This is a genomic window from Pseudomonas sp. GW822-FHT04H02 (assembly GCF_058800645.1).
This window is the reverse complement of record NZ_JBXAMM010000002.1, coordinates 464,904-479,765: the sequence shown is the minus strand read 5'-3', so window position 1 is coordinate 479,765 and position 14,862 is coordinate 464,904. Positions and strand designations below refer to the sequence as shown.

At 63.7% G+C, this 14,862-nt stretch carries 13 protein-coding genes; 1 reads left to right on the top strand and 12 read right to left on the bottom strand.

From position 1 onward, the window contains the following. Positions 1 to 94: 94 nt before the first annotated feature. The 5 genes from AC1RMG_RS08835 to prfB all read right to left on the bottom strand — a co-directional run bounded on the left by AC1RMG_RS08835 (position 95) and on the right by prfB (position 5,574). The gene (locus tag AC1RMG_RS08835) at positions 95 to 1,372 is read right to left on the bottom strand and encodes a flavohemoglobin expression-modulating QEGLA motif protein (RefSeq protein ID WP_011059489.1); all 1,278 of its coding nucleotides are present in this window, start codon (positions 1,370 to 1,372) and stop codon (positions 95 to 97) included. 35 nt (positions 1,373 to 1,407) lie between these two features. Continuing rightward, positions 1,408 to 1,953 carry a hypothetical protein gene (locus AC1RMG_RS08830; protein WP_011059488.1) on the bottom strand — a complete coding sequence of 182 codons (546 nt, stop codon included), beginning with the start codon at positions 1,951 to 1,953 and terminating at the stop codon, positions 1,408 to 1,410. A gap of 88 nt (positions 1,954 to 2,041) precedes the next feature. After that, positions 2,042 to 2,758, bottom strand: coding sequence for a TetR/AcrR family transcriptional regulator (locus tag AC1RMG_RS08825; RefSeq protein WP_011059487.1), 717 nt, complete (start codon positions 2,756 to 2,758; stop codon positions 2,042 to 2,044). 105 nt (positions 2,759 to 2,863) lie between these two features. After that, positions 2,864 to 4,366: a lysine--tRNA ligase gene (lysS, locus tag AC1RMG_RS08820; protein ID WP_011059486.1), complete on the bottom strand. Its 1,503-nt coding sequence runs from the start codon at positions 4,364 to 4,366 to the stop codon at positions 2,864 to 2,866. 112 nt (positions 4,367 to 4,478) lie between these two features. Next, positions 4,479 to 5,574 (bottom strand): peptide chain release factor 2 gene (gene prfB, locus AC1RMG_RS08815; RefSeq protein WP_100255254.1). Its coding sequence is split into 2 segments (ribosomal slippage): positions 4,479 to 5,501 and positions 5,503 to 5,574, totalling 1,095 coding nucleotides; the frame shifts between segments, so codons are not numbered across the junction. 188 nt (positions 5,575 to 5,762) lie between these two features. Here prfB and AC1RMG_RS08810 point away from each other — a divergent pair. Next, positions 5,763 to 6,278 carry a hypothetical protein gene (locus tag AC1RMG_RS08810; protein ID WP_053149237.1) on the top strand — a complete coding sequence of 172 codons (516 nt, stop codon included), beginning with the start codon at positions 5,763 to 5,765 and terminating at the stop codon, positions 6,276 to 6,278. Between the two features lie 5 nt (positions 6,279 to 6,283). On the opposite strand, the gene AC1RMG_RS08805 is transcribed toward AC1RMG_RS08810, so the two are convergent. From AC1RMG_RS08805 to AC1RMG_RS08775, 7 genes are read right to left on the bottom strand one after another with little or no spacing between them, the layout of a single operon-like run. Further along, positions 6,284 to 7,285, bottom strand: a complete 1,002-nt coding sequence (locus tag AC1RMG_RS08805) for a response regulator (RefSeq protein WP_011059483.1) — start codon at positions 7,283 to 7,285, stop codon at positions 6,284 to 6,286. Between the two features lie 48 nt (positions 7,286 to 7,333). Continuing rightward, complete coding sequence (locus AC1RMG_RS08800) at positions 7,334 to 8,344, bottom strand: chemotaxis response regulator protein-glutamate methylesterase (protein WP_011059482.1); 1,011 nt, start codon at positions 8,342 to 8,344, stop codon at positions 7,334 to 7,336. Next, on the bottom strand, positions 8,341 to 10,671 hold the full coding sequence (locus AC1RMG_RS08795) for a hybrid sensor histidine kinase/response regulator (RefSeq protein WP_011059481.1): 2,331 nt from the start codon (positions 10,669 to 10,671) through the stop codon (positions 8,341 to 8,343). Before AC1RMG_RS08795 ends, AC1RMG_RS08800 begins: the two co-directional genes overlap by 4 nt. Continuing rightward, positions 10,668 to 11,354: a chemotaxis protein CheW gene (locus AC1RMG_RS08790; RefSeq protein ID WP_015634305.1), complete on the bottom strand. Its 687-nt coding sequence runs from the start codon at positions 11,352 to 11,354 to the stop codon at positions 10,668 to 10,670. The genes AC1RMG_RS08795 and AC1RMG_RS08790 overlap by 4 nt, the downstream gene beginning before the upstream one ends. Next, the gene (locus AC1RMG_RS08785; RefSeq protein WP_493168969.1) at positions 11,351 to 12,622 is read right to left on the bottom strand and encodes a CheR family methyltransferase; all 1,272 of its coding nucleotides are present in this window, start codon (positions 12,620 to 12,622) and stop codon (positions 11,351 to 11,353) included. The genes AC1RMG_RS08790 and AC1RMG_RS08785 overlap by 4 nt, the downstream gene beginning before the upstream one ends. Continuing rightward, positions 12,619 to 13,155 carry a chemotaxis protein CheW gene (locus tag AC1RMG_RS08780; RefSeq protein WP_368995661.1) on the bottom strand — a complete coding sequence of 179 codons (537 nt, stop codon included), beginning with the start codon at positions 13,153 to 13,155 and terminating at the stop codon, positions 12,619 to 12,621. The genes AC1RMG_RS08785 and AC1RMG_RS08780 overlap by 4 nt, the downstream gene beginning before the upstream one ends. After that, entirely contained in the window at positions 13,155 to 14,777 is a 1,623-nt protein-coding gene (locus tag AC1RMG_RS08775) for a methyl-accepting chemotaxis protein (RefSeq protein WP_065364560.1), read from the bottom strand. The genes AC1RMG_RS08780 and AC1RMG_RS08775 overlap by 1 nt, the downstream gene beginning before the upstream one ends. Positions 14,778 to 14,862: the final 85 nt, after the last annotated feature.

The window sequence follows — 14,862 nt, the reverse complement described above, 5'->3', positions numbered from 1 at the left end:
GGATGGGCGCTGAAGGCCCTGCGGGCCTTGTCGCAGCCTGTGCCAGTGGCTACAGCTGTCTGTGGATACGTCCATGTGCGCCCCCCGGCAGAAGTCAAAGAATGTTGGAGTAGTCCGCCTCGATCCGGTCCAGGCTCAGGTGGTTGAGGAAGTTGGAGAAACACATCCAGGCCGACAGCGCGTTCATGTCGCGAAACTGTTCGGGCAGGTACTTGGGTGCCACCACCAGCCCTTCGTCCACCAGCTGGCGCAGGGTGCGCATGTCCTCGAGGGTGGTCTTGCCGCAGAACAGCAGCGGCACCTGCTCCAGCTTGCCCTTGCGCACAGCCAGCTGAATGTAGTTGTAAACCATGATGAAGCCCTTGAGGTAGGACAAGTCTTTGGTAAACGGCAGCCCCGTGGGCACCGACCCGCGGAACACCCGGCTGGCATTGCCGTAGCTCTCGGCCATCTCGAAGCCCTGCTCGCGGAAGAACTCGAACACCTGCAGGAAGTCCGCGCCCTCCTCCACCATATGGATGGCCCGGGTGCGGTTGGTCAGCTTGCGCAAGCGGCTGGGGTAAGAGGCAAAGGTGATGATCTCCATCAGGATCGCCAGCCCCTCCTGGGTCACCGTGGACGAGGGCGGGCCCTTGGCCAGGAAGGTGCAGATCGGCTGGTTGAGGCCGTTCAGGGTGGTGCCCACGTGCACCAGCCCCTCATGGACTTCCAGGGCTCGCACGTCACGGTTGTTGAACATCGCATCGCTGCGGATCTTGATGTAGTCGGCGCCCGCCGCGGCGTCGGCGACGATACCGTCGGACTCGAACACCCGGATGGTTTCCTCCGCCTCGCCGAACACCTTGTTCAGGCGGCTCTGCAGCAGGCTCACGGCATCCTTGGCACTCAGGGTCTTGGGTTCGTCCTTGAGATCGCCCCGACCGTCGATGTTGTTCAGGTAATCGGACATCATCAGCCCCAGGTCCGCCAGGGTCGGGTCGCCGGCATGGAAGGCATCGGATGCGGCGCCGTACAGCTCCTGCGAGATCAGGCCGAAGTCGCCGGTACCTCGTGCTTCGAGCATGCGCACCACCATGCGGTATTCCTTGCACATGCGGCGCATGATCTGCCCCACCGGGTTGAACTGGCCCAGTTGGCGGGTGATGTCGCGCTCGATGTTCTGGAATTCCAGCTTCACCGCGCCAGAATCGAAAGACAGTGGCCGCCCCTCGTAATAGGCGCGGTCCACCGCCGGCATTTCCTTGCCCTTGGCCTTGAGAAAGCCTTTGCGGACGTTCTCGTCCCACTTCACCGCATCCAGCACGCGGATCGGTGTCTGGGCCAGCACTATGCGATCGGACAAGGTGCGTATCGTCTGCTGGTAATCGTCCACCAAAAGCTCCTATTGAATGGGTCTGTAGCGCGGGGTCACTTGCCCACGCGCTTGAAGCGCGCCGCCTCGACGAACAAGTCGGAATTGGCGGGGTCGTCAAGGTAGGCGAAGACCTCGGGCAAGGGGCTGCTGATCAGCACGCCATCGCCTTCGGCCGTGGCCATGGGCTCACCGCTCAAGGCCTTTTGACCCAGGGCCTGGCGAATCTGTTCCAGGTCCAGGGTGTAAAGCACCAGTTCGTGCCTTGCCGTCAACTCGAAGCCGGCAATGCTGTAGTGCCCGCCAAAAGCCTGGGGCACCGCCGCTGACAGGTACCAGCGGTTGCCATGCCGGGACACGGTGAAATCATAGGTGTCCCGCGGGCGCGCCGTGCCGCCTGGGTAACTCGAGGCACGGTAGCGGTTGGCGCCGATCTGGCTGAGCTGGATGTTCAGCGGCTCGCCCCAGGCATTCTTGCTGGCCCACTTGCCCAGCAATTGGGCAGGCGCCGCCTGCGCAGCCGGCAGCGGCTCCTTGAAGGCCACCAGGCAACCGCTGAGCAGCAGGAACGACAGGGCAATCAGGACGCGCCAGGCTTGCATGCAACTCTCCCATGAACACCAGAATCACTGTAGCCGCTGGCGCGGGCCACGACCGCCAGGCCGCAGCCGGCAAGCCAGGCCGGGCGGCTCAGACCGAAGCCAGAACCAGATGCATGTAGCGCGTGAGGATGCCGAGCATCTCTTCTTCCACCAGCGGCTCGGCGCCGTTGAGCAGGCCCTGATATTCCATCCGGCCGATTATCGACGTCAATACCTTGGCATCCTGCTGCGGCTCCCGCGAGCCCAGGACCTGGAAAAACTGGCAAGTGCCGTGCAGCAGGATCTGCTGGTGCGAGCGCACCAGCTGCGCCAGGCGCGGGTTGAGCAAGGCTTCCTGGCGGAAGGCCTGTTCGGCCATCAAGTGTTCACGACGGGTACTCAACTGGCGCCGTACGTAATCGGCGGTCATACGCGCGATATCGTCGGCCAGTTGCGAGCGCGAGGCGGCGCTGCCGTCGCCATAGGCGACCATTTCCCGCAGCAGCCCCTCGTTGCTGGCCCACAGCTTGGCCATGAACGCCGCGCTGCGCTCCACGTACTGGGCGAAGGTATCGGTGAGCAGGTCATCGATATCCTTGAAGTAATAGGTGGTGGCCGACAAGGGCACACCGGCTTCGGCGGCCACCGCACGATGGCGCACGGCCCGCACGCCGTCACGCACGACAATGCGCATGGCAGCATCGAGAATGTCCTGTCTACGCTGCTCACTGCCTTGGCGGCTGGCCTTGCGGCCCTGGTACTGAACACTTTCAGCCACCGCAGTGGCGATGCCAGCTGCACCTTCTTGAGCAATTGCGCGGTTCACGACAGGTATTCCCTCTTAAAAATCACACAGAATTAGAAGCGGTACGTCAGTTCCAACCAGACAATAAAAAGCCGCCTGATAAAGGCGGCTGATTATTCAGAGCACTTAAGCTTGCGGCCGCATGTGCGGGAACAGGATCACGTCGCGAATCGACGGCGAGTTGGTCAGCAACATCACCAGGCGGTCGATACCGATGCCCTCGCCGGCGGTGGGCGGCATACCGTATTCCAGGGCACGGACGAAGTCGGCGTCGTAGTGCATGGCTTCGTCATCACCAGCGTCCTTGTCCGCCACCTGGGCCATGAAGCGCTCTGCCTGGTCTTCCGCGTCGTTCAACTCGGAGTAGGCGTTGGCGATTTCGCGACCACCAATGAACAGCTCGAAACGGTCGGTGACGTTGGGGTTATCGTCGTTGCGACGGGCCAGCGGCGACACTTCGAACGGGTACTGGGTAATGAAGTGCGGCTGCTCCAGCTTGTGCTCCACCAGTTCCTCGAAAATCATCACCTGCAACTTGCCCAGGCCTTCGAAGCCCAGCACCTTGGCACCGGCCTTCTTGGCGATGGCGCGAGCCTTGTCGATGTCGTTCAGGTCATCAGCGGTCAGTTCGGGGTTGTACTTGAGGATCGAGTCGAACACCGACAGGCGCGCGAACGGCTCGCCGAAGTGGAACACCTTGTCGCCGTACGGCACGTCGGTGCTGCCCAGGACCAACTGCGCCAGTTCGCGGAACAGTTCTTCGGTCAGGTCCATGTTGTCTTCGTAGTCGGCGTAAGCCTGGTAGAACTCCAACATGGTGAATTCAGGGTTGTGACGGGTCGAAACGCCTTCGTTACGGAAGTTGCGGTTGATCTCGAACACTTTCTCGAAACCGCCAACCACCAGGCGCTTCAGATACAGCTCAGGGGCGATACGCAGGAACATTTCCATGTCCAGCGCGTTGTGGTGGGTTTCGAACGGCTTGGCCGCCGCGCCGCCAGGGATGGTCTGCAGCATCGGCGTTTCGACTTCGAGGAAGTCGCGCTTCATCAGGAAGCTGCGGATGTGGGCGATCACTTGCGAACGCACGCGGAAAGTCTGGCGTACTTCTTCGTTGACGATCAGGTCGACGTAGCGCTGACGGTAGCGCTGCTCGGTGTCGGTCAGGCCGTGGTGCTTGTCCGGCAGCGGGCGCAGCGACTTGGTCAGCAGGCGCACATTGGTCATTTCAACGTACAGGTCACCCTTGCCGGAACGGGCCAGAGTGCCTTCGGCAGCGATGATGTCGCCCATGTCCCAGGTCTTGACGGAGGCCAGGGTTTCTTCGGACAGGGTTTTACGGTTGACGTAGACCTGAATGCGACCGGTCATGTCCTGGATCACCATGAACGAGCCACGGTTGAGCATGATGCGACCGGCAACCTTGACCGGGATTGCAGCCTCTGCGAGCTCTTCCTTGGTCTTGTCCGCGTATTTCTTCTGCAGATCTTCGCAGTAGTTTTCGCGGCGGAAGTCGTTCGGGAAGGCATTGCCCTTGGCGCGCTCGGCAGCAAGCTTTTCCTTGCGCAGGGCGATCAGGGAGTTTTCTTCCTGTTGCAGGGCTTGCGGGTCGAGTTGTTGGTCGCTCATGTCTTTTGAAATTCCATCACAGGTTCATTGCCCCCAGGCCTTCGGCCTGGAGATCGCCGGCAAGCCGGCTCCTACGGGATCGCACCGTGTCAGCCGATCCCGTATTGCAGTATTACAAGCCCGATTTCAGGCTGGCTTCCAGGTATTCGTCGATGTCGCCGTCGAGTACCTTGTCGCAGTCGCTGCGTTCGATGTTGGTGCGCAGATCCTTGATCCGCGACGCATCGAGCACGTAGGAGCGGATCTGGTGACCCCAGCCGATGTCCGACTTGGTGTCTTCCAGCGCTTGCGACGCGGCGTTGCGCTTCTGCATTTCCTGCTCGTACAACTTGGCCCGCAGCATTTTCATGGCGGTGTCCTTGTTGGCGTGCTGGGAACGTTCGTTCTGGCAGCTGACCACGGTGTTGGTCGGTACGTGGGTGATACGTACGGCCGAGTCGGTGGTGTTTACGTGCTGACCACCGGCACCGGAGGAACGATAGGTGTCAATCCGCAGGTCTGCCGGGTTGATTTCGATTTCCACCTTGTCGTCGATCTCGGGCGAGACGAAAACGGCGGAAAACGAGGTGTGGCGACGGTTGCCGGAGTCGAACGGGCTCTTGCGCACCAGACGGTGCACGCCGATCTCGGTGCGCAGCCAGCCAAAGGCGTATTCGCCCTTGATGTGCACGGTCGCACCTTTGATACCGGCGACTTCACCGGCCGACAGTTCCATGATGGTCGCGTCGAAACCGCGTTTGTCGGCCCAGCGCAGGTACATGCGCAGCAGGATGTTGGCCCAGTCCTGGGCCTCGGTGCCGCCGGAGCCGGCCTGGATGTCCAGGTAGGCGTTGTTCGGGTCCATTTCGTGGCTGAACATGCGGCGGAATTCGAGCTTGGCGAGGTTTTCCTCGAGACGGGCCAGCTCGGCGACGACATCGCCCACCGCGCCTTCGTCCTCTTCCTCGACCGCCATGTCCAGCAGATCGCGGCAATCGGCCAGGCCGCCGTTCAGTTCGTCCAGGGTCTCGACGATCTGTGCCAGCGCTGCGCGCTCGCGGCCCAGTTCCTGGGCGTATTCGGGTTTGTTCCAGACACTCGGATCTTCAAGCTCGCGATTGACCTCGGTCAGACGCTCATGCTTTTGATCGTAGTCAAAGATACCCCCGAATAGTTTCGGAGCGCTCGGACAGGTCCTTGATGGTGTTCAGGATCGGGTTGATTTCCATGGGGGGCGGCACTCGTTGGCGAACTTTTGAAAGCCGGAGATTATAACGGAATCACTGATTCACGGCAGCCCGCTTAGCGGCTTTAAGCGCAATTAGACCCGCTAATTTAAGCGCCAGGACCTATACAATCCGAGCGTGAATGCCACTTCTCGCACTCGATTGCCAGCAGAACCAGGAAACAGCCCGCCATGGAGAGAACCCTCAGCGACTCGCAAATCCGCTACATCAAGGCCCGCGAGCGTCGCAATCTCAGGGGAGCACAGGCATTCATATGCCTGTTCCTGAGCCTGTTCGTGCTGATCCTGCTGCAAGGGGTCTGGCTGTTGATCTCCCCACAGCTGGCCTGCGCCCTGCTGGTGCCGTGGGCGATCTTCCTGTGGTGGTGGGTCTTGCATCGTCTGAAAGGCCAGCAAAGCGAGGTGGCAGCCCGGACCCAGTGGCTGCAAGGTCAATTCAGCGCCACCTGGGTCTCCAGCCACAGAAATGGCCACTTCAGCTACAGCTTCGGTGACTACCCCATCGCCGCCTGCTGCCGGCTGAACAACCTCTTCAACGAGAAAAGGCTCGACCTGCACACCCGATACAGGGTCGAAGCCGCCCTTCTCACCTGCTCGCAAACCGCAAGCCACAGCTACTACCTGTTCGGCGACACCCTGGTGCCCGTCCCTCGGGACCCGGCGACCGACGAGCAGCCTGGAAGCTGAGGCGGTTACTCGATCCCGACCTGGTTGCGACCGTTGTTCTTGGCCAGGTACAGCCCCTTGTCCGCCGCCGAAATCAACTGCCGGCAATGGCTGTTGGGCTGCGGCGTTACGGTGGAAAGACCGATGCTGATGGTCAGGCTCGCGCCCTCCACCGGCGCGATATGGGGGATTTTCAAGGCTTCCACGGTCTGGCGCAGCTTCTCGGCCACCAGTCGCGCCCCGCCCGGCGAGGTATTGGGCAGCACCAGCACGAACTCTTCGCCGCCGTAGCGGGCCGGCAGGTCGGAAGGCCGGCTGCTGGCCTCGCGAATCGCCGTGGCCACCTTGCGCAGGGCTTCGTCGCCCTCCAGGTGGCCGAAGGTGTCGTTGTAGGTCTTGAAGTAGTCGACGTCGATCATCAACAGCGACAGCTGGCTCTGTTCACGCATCGCCCGCCGCCACTCCAGCTCCAGGTACTCATCGAAATGCCGGCGGTTGGACAGCCCGGTCAGGCCGTCGGAGTTCATCAGCCGTTGCAGCACCAGGTTGGTGTCCAGCAGTTGCTGCTGGCTGACCCGCAGGGCGCGGTAGGCCGCATCACGCTGCAACAGGGTCATGTAGGAACGGGAGTGATAGCGAATGCGCGCCACCAGCTCGATGTTGTCCGGCAGCTTGACCAGGTAGTCGTTGGCCCCGGCGGCAAAGGCCGCGCTCTTGATCAGCGGGTCTTCCTTGGTGGAGAGAACGATGATCGGGATGTTCTGGGTCGCCGGGTGGTTGCGGTACTCGCGCACCAGGGTCAGGCCGTCCAGGCCCGGCATCACCAGGTCCTGGAGAATCACCGTGGGCTTGATGCGGATCGCCTGGGCAATGGCCTGGTGCGGATCGGCGCAGAAGTGGAAATCGATGTTTTCCTCGTTCGCCAACCCACGCCGCACCGCTTCGCCGATCATGGCCTGGTCGTCCACCAGCAACACCATGGCGGCATTTTCGTCGGTCTTGAATTCGTCGAGCTGTAAATCATTCATGGGTTGTCACCTGAATTGCTACCTGGCCAGGACAGCTGCGTTTATCAGTCATTTGGCAAATATCTCCAGCAAACGTGGAGCGATCTTGTCCAGCGGGCGAATCTCTGAGGCGGCGCCGATGGCAGCGGCCGCCTTGGGCATGCCATACACCGCACTGCTGTTCTGGTCCTGGGCGATGGTCAGATAACCCTGATCACGCATCAGCTTCAAGCCCTGGGCGCCGTCACGGCCCATGCCGGTCAGCAGCACCCCCACCGCATCGCCATTCCAGAAACTGGCAACGCTCTCGAAAAACACATCGATGGAGGGCCGGTAGATCTCGTTCACCGGCTCGGCGGTATAGGCCAGGGTGCCGTTCTTCAACAGACGGATATGATGGTTGGTGCCCGCCAGCAGGACCTTGCCGCTTTGCGGCGGCTCGCCTTCCCGGGCCAGGCGCACCTCCAGGCCGGAGGCACTGCTGAGCCATTCGGCCATGCCTGCGGCAAACACCTGATCAACGTGCTGGACCAGCACGATGGCGGCGGCAAAGTCCTTTGGCAAGCCCTTGAGCAACACTTCCAGAGCCGCCGGCCCACCCGCGGAGGAGCCAATGGCCACCAGGCTCTGGCGTGGCGCACCGCTGCGCAGTGGCTGGGGCGCGGAACGCACCCGGCTGCCGCGCTGGCCGATCAGCCAACCGATATTGAGGATCTTGCGCAACAGTGGCGCCGCCGCTTCCTGGGCATTGCCCGCGCCCAGGGCCGGAGTGTCCACCACATCCAGCGCGCCGTGGCCCATGGCTTCGAACACCCGGTGCACATTCTGCTGGCGATCGACGGTGACGATCACGATGGCGCACGGCGACTCGGCCATGATCCGCCGCGTGGCCTCGACGCCATCCATCACCGGCATGATCAGGTCCATGAGAATCAGGTCCGGGGTCAGTTCGGCACAGTACTTCACCGCTTCCGCACCATTGGTGGCGACCCACACCACCTCGTGGCTGGGGTCGAAGGCCAGGGCACGGCGCAGGGCCTCCACGGCCATGGGCATGTCATTGACTATCGCTATCTTCATGCCCGCGCTCCTCCAATCAGTTCCACCACTGCATCCAGCAGGGCGTCGTCATGGAAACTGGCTTTGGCTAGATAATAGTCGGCACCGGCATCCAGTCCACGGCGCCGGTCTTCCTCACGGTCCTTGTAGGACACCACCATCACCGGCAGGGACTGCAGGCGATTGTCACGACGCAAGAGTGTGACCAATTCAATTCCATCCATTCGCGGCATGTCGATGTCGGTGATCAACAGGTCGAAGCTTTCCGAACGCAAGGCATTCCAGCCATCCATGCCATCCACTGCCACCGCCACGTCGTAACCGCGGTTGATCAGCAGCTTGCGTTGCAATTCACGCACCGTCAGCGAATCGTCCACCACCAGAATACGCTTGCGCGCGGCCTGTGCGTGCTGCTGATGGTTGCGCGCAATGCGCTCCAGACGCCCGGTATTGAGCAGTTTGTCCACCGAGCGCAGCATGTCCTCGACATCCACGATCAGCGCCACCCGGCCGTCATCGAGCAGGGCTCCGGCGGAGATGTCCTGAATCTTGCCCAGGCGGTCGTCCAGCGGCAGCACTACCAGGGTGCGCTCGCCGATGAAACGCTCCACGGCGATCCCGTACACCGCATCGCGCTCGCGGATCACCACCACTTTCAGAGTTGGCGCGCTTTCCTGGGTTGCCGGCCGCTGCAGCAACTGGCTGGCGGCGACCAGGCCGACATGCCGGCCTTCGTGCCAGAAATGCTGGCGCCCTTCCACCTGGACGATGGCCTCGGGCTCCAGGTCGCACATGCGTTCGATATGGGCCAGCGGGAAGGCGTAGGCCTCGTCGCCGACCTCCACCACCAGGCTGCGTACCACCGACAGGGTCAGCGGCACCTCCAGGTGGAAACGGCTGCCCTGGCCAGTGTCCTGTTCCAGCACCACCGCCCCGCGCAGCTGACGCACCATGTGCTGCACCGCATCCAGGCCGACGCCGCGACCGGAGACCTCGGTGACCTTGTCCCGCAGGCTGAAGCCCGGCAGGAACAGGAAGGTCAGCAACTCTTCCTCACTGAGCTGGGCCGCGGTCTGCGCCGGCGACAACTGGCGCTCGACAATGCTCTGGCGCAAACGCTCCAGATCGACCCCATTGCCGTCGTCACTGAGTTCCAGCACCAGCAGACCGGCCTGGTGGGATGCCCGCAGGCGAATCACCCCTTCCGCCGGCTTGCCCGCCAGCAGGCGCTGCTCCGGCAGTTCGATGCCGTGATCGACGGCGTTGCGCAGCAAGTGGGTCAGCGGCGCTTCGAGTTTCTCCAGCACATCGCGGTCGACCTGGGTCTTCTCCCCCTCGATCTCCAGGCGTACCTGCTTGCCCAGGCTGCGACCCAGGTCGCGAACCATGCGCACCTGGCCGGTGAGTACGTCGGCAAAGGGCCGCATGCGGCAGGCCAGCGCGGTGTCGTAGAGCACCTGGGCGCGCTGGCTGGCCTGCCAGCCGAATTCGTCGAGCTCGGCGGTTTTCTCCGCCAGCAACTGCTGGGATTCGGCCAGCAGGCGCCGCGCATCCGCCAGGGCCTCCTGAGCCTCCAGGCTCAAGGCATGTTCCTTGAGGTGCAGGTTGAGGTTTTCCAGGGCGGTCAGGCTGTTGCTCTGGATCCGCCGCAGGCGCTGCAAGGTGGCCAGGTAGGGCTTGAGCCGCTGGGTTTCCACCAGGGATTTGCTCGACAGGTCCAGCAGGCTGTTGAGACGTTCGGCCGTGACCCGCAGCACCCGCTCGCCGCCTTCGGTCATGCGCTTGCCCGGGCGAGCGGGCTCATGGGCGGGTTCGCTGGCAGCCAGCAGCACGGGCTCGGCCTCGGCCTCGGGCTCGCCCAGGAACGCTCCATGGGCTTGCACCGGGGCTTGCGGTTGTGCGATTGGCAGCTCCGGCACTGGCGGTTCCGGCATTTGCGCCGCCGGCATCGCGGCCCCTGGGGTCAACAGGCGCTCCATCAGGGCCACGTACAACGGGATGTCCGCGGCGACCAGCTCCGCACCGCCCGGGGTGGCGATGCGCATCAGCAGGTCGGTGCCCTGCAGCAGGGCGTCGATATGCTCGGGCTGCAGGTACAGCCGCCCTTCCTGGGCGCTCACCAGGCAGTCTTCCATCACGTGGGCAACGCTGACCCCGGCATCGACCCCGACAATCCGCGCCGCGCCCTTGAGGGAATGGGCTGCGCGCATGCAGGCTTCCAGCTGGTCGGCCTGGGTCGGGTTGCGCTCCAGGGCCAGCAGCCCGGTGCTGAGCACCTGGGTCTGGGCTTCGGCTTCCAGGCTGAACAGCTCCAGCAGCGAGGCGTCGCGCATCTGATCGGGGGTCATGTCAGGCTCCGGGTCACGGCCGCGAGCAATTGCTCTTCGTCCAGCAGGCGCAGGCTGCGCCCCTGCCATTGCAACACGCCACGGGTGTACTTGGCATTGGCCTGCTCGCCGGAGGCCGAGGCGCCGTTGAGGATGCGCTCGTCGATGGCGTGGATGCCGTGCACTTCGTCCACCGGCACCACCACCGGGCCTCCGGCGGCGCCGATGATCAGCATGCGCGGCATCACCCGTCCTCCTGCCGGCGCGGCCGGGGAAGGATCCAGCCCCAGAAGCTCGGTCAGCGACAGGCAGGCCACCAGCGCCCCGCGGACATTGGCCACCCCCAGCAGGGCGCGCGAGCGCTGGTGCGGCAAGGAATGAATCGCCTGCTGCGGTGCCACTTCCAGCAGGCAGCGGGTCGGCAGGCCCAGCCACTCTTCGCCGAGGCGGAACATCAGCAGCGAGCGAGTGACCACATCGCTGTCGGCCTCCAGCACCACCGAATGCTCGCGGTCCTCCTGGCGCAACGAATAGCGGTCCAGCAGGCGGGTGGCGGCGGCCGAATACACCGAGCAGTTGCGGCAATGAATGTGCTCGGCCAGCAACGGGCAGGACTTGTCGCCATGGATACCGATGCGGTTCCAGCAATCATCGATGGCCTGCGCATCTTCACGGGTGACGTCCAATGAATAGGGATGGCTCATCGTTTCAACTCACTGTCGGCAGAGCGAACGCTGCGGGCCGCGCGCTCCTGCAATCGTTGGGCCCCGGCCACATCACCCTGGGAAGCCAGCAGCGCGCCCAGGTGCGCCAGGGCTTCGGGGTGCTGGGGCGCCAGGTACAGGGCCTTGCGGTAGTAACCCTGGGCTTCCATGGCGTTGCCGGCCACATCACTGAGCAGGCCCAGCCAGTAGAACACCTGGGCCACCGGCTCGTGCTGCTGCAAATAACGCTCGCAGGCGGCACGGGCCTCGGCGCTCTTGCCCTCGTTGGCCAGGGCGGCAATGGTGGCCAGCAGGCTGGCGGCATCGCTTTCCATCAGCGCGCCGTCGCTCAACGGCGCCGCTACCGGGCGCCTGGCGAACGGCCGTGGGCGCGGCGCCGGGGGCACCAGGCTGCGCACGGGAACCGGCAGCGGCAAGGGTTGCGGCAGCACCACCGGGGCCGGCTCGGGCTCATGGCGGCTGAAGGCGAAGGACTGCGGGATGCCGATGGAGCGCATGCCCAGGCGGCCCAGGAGGCTGCCTTCGGCGGGGCCGATGAACAGCACGCCCTCTTCATGGGTCAGGCGCTTGAGCACCTCGAACACCTGGCGCTGGGTCGGCTGGTCAAAATAGATCAGCAGGTTGCGGCAGAACACGAAATCGAAGGCCGGTTCACTGGCCAGCAAGCCCGGATCCAGGACATTGCCCACCTGCAACCGCACCTGCTCACGAACCCGCTCGCTCAGGCGATAACGCTCGCCTTCTTCAGGGTTGAAATGCCGCTCGCGAAACTCGATGGGCTGGCCACGAAAGGAATTCTTGCCGTACAGCGCAGCCTTGGCCCGCTCCACCGACAACGGGCTGACGTCCAGGCCGTCGACCTTGAACTGATGCGGCGCCAGGCCGCCATCGAGCAGGGCCATGGCGATGGAATAGGGCTCCTCGCCGGTGGAGCACGGCAGGCTCAACAGGCGCAGGGCCCGCATGCCCTTGATCTGCGCCAGCCGCGCCTTGGCCAGCTTGACCAGGGTAGCGAAGGATTCCGGATAGCGGAAAAACCAGGTTTCCGGAACGATCACCGCTTCGATCAGGGCCTGCTGCTCATCCCGCGAACCTTGCAGTTTCTGCCAGTACTCATCGCTGCTGCGGGCATACAGGGCATTGCAGCGCTGGCGTACCGCGCGCTCGATGATCGCCGGCCCCACGGAGGCGACATCCAGGCCGATACGTTCCTTGAGGAAATCGAAAAATCGTTGCTCCTCGCTCATCGAGGCTCCTCAAGCGATGCCGGATCCAGGGGCACGGCGGGAAACAGCAGCTCACGCACCTTGAGGGGCAGCAGGTCGTCGACCCGCACCCATTGCAGCAGGCCCTGGGCGTCTTCGCGCACCGGCCCCAGGTATGGCGCCTGGCAGTTGTCCAGGCCATAGGGCTGGAACTGCGCCGGGTCGCAGCGCAGGGTGTCGTTGGCCTGTTCCAGCAACAGCCCGAGAATCCGCGCCGGCTGCCCGACATCGCCACGGTAGTGCACCAGCACCAGCCGGGTACTGGTGCGCAACTGCGCCGGGCGGCCGAAGGTCAGCTCGCACAGGTCGATGACTGGCACCACCACGCCGCGATAGGCAAACACCCCGGCCACCCAGGACGGCGCCTGGGCAATGGGCTTGAGCTGCAGGCGCGGCAACACCTCCACCACATCCACGGCCTGCAGCGCATAGCGCTCCTGGCCGATGCGGAACACCAGGAACAGAGCATTCCTGGCACCAGTTGCGCCGTTGCGCTTGTGCGCGAGCTCATCCATCAGACTTTGAAACGCGAAACGCCGCTGCGCAGCCCCACCGCCACCTGGCTCAGCTCGTCAATGGCAAAGCTGGCCTGGCGCAGGGACTCGACGGTCTGGCTGCTGGCATCCCCCAGTTGCACCAGGGCATGGTTGATCTGCTCGGCACCCGTGGCCTGGGCCTGCATGCCCTCATTGACCATCAACACCCGCGGAGCCAAGGCCTGGACCTGATGGATGATCTGCGACAGCTGTTCACCCACCTGCTGCACCTCGGCCATGCCGCGGCGCACTTCCTCGGAAAACTTGTCCATGCCCATGACCCCCGCCGACACCGCCGACTGGATCTCACGGACCATCTGCTCGATGTCATAGGTGGCCACTGCGGTCTGATCCGCCAGGCGCCGCACCTCAGTGGCGACCACGGCAAAACCGCGGCCGTACTCGCCGGCCTTCTCGGCCTCGATGGCGGCGTTGAGCGACAGCAGGTTGGTCTGGTCGGCGACCTTGACGATGGTCACCACCACCTGGTTGATGTTGCCGGCCTTCTCGTTGAGGATCGCCAGCTTGGCGTTCACCAGGTCTGCCGCGCCCATCACCGAGTGCATGGTGTCTTCCATGCGCGCCAGGCCCTGCTGGCCGGAGCCGGCAAGCACCGAGGCCTGGTCGGCGGCGCTGGACACTTCGGTCATGGTGCGCACCAGGTCCCGGGAGGTCGCGGCGATCTCCCGCGAGGTGGCGCCGATTTCCGTGGTGGTGGCGGCCGTCTCGGTGGCGGTGGCCTGTTGCTGCTTGGAGGTGGCGGCGATCTCGGTCACCGAGGTGGTGACCTGCACCGAGGAGCGCTGGGCCTGGGACACCAGGGCGGTGAGCTCGGTCATCATGTCGTTGAAGCCGGTTTCCACGGCGCCGAACTCGTCCTTGCGGTCCAGGTTCAGGCGGCCGCTCAGGTCACCGGTGCGCATGATTTCCAGAATGCTCACGATGCGGTTCATCGGCGCCATGATTGCGCGCATCAGCAGCAGGCCGCAGAGCCCGGCAGCCAGTACCGCCAGCAGCAACGACACGCCCATGCTGACCTTGGCCGCGGCCACTGCATCGTCGATGGCGGCGGTGGCGGAGTCGGCCACGGCCTTGTTTTCGCTGATGATGTCGTTGAGTTTCATCCGCCCGGCGGTCCAGGCCGGGGTCAGTTGCTCATTGAACAGGCGGATTGCCTCGGCTTCCTGGCGACGCTGGTGCAGATCGAGCACGGCGGCCTGGATGCGGTTGAACTCCTGGTGGTCCTTCTCGAAGGCATCGAACTCGCTCTGGTCCTCGCGGCTGTTGATAGTCTGCTTGTAATTGGTCATCTGGGTCTGCAGGCGTTCTTCGAAGGCCTTGAAGTCCGCCTTGTCCTCGGCGCTGATGTCCTGATTCTGCTTGAGGCCGATGATTTCCTGGGTCTGCAGGTAGGTGTCGACCCAGGCGCTGCGGATCATCGAACTGAAATAGACCCCGGGCACCGCGTCATTGCGCATGCGTTCTTCACCGGATTCGATCTTCAACAGCCGCGAGTACGAGACGACGACCATCAACAGCATGATGGCGATAATCACCGCAAAGCTCGCCAAAATGCGTTGGCGCAACGTCCAGTTCTTCACAGTCAGTCCTCGAGGCCATTCAAAAATGTGGGGAGTATAGCCGAGGACGATGCAGGTTTTATGGGTGGTTTAGCACCACGGTTGG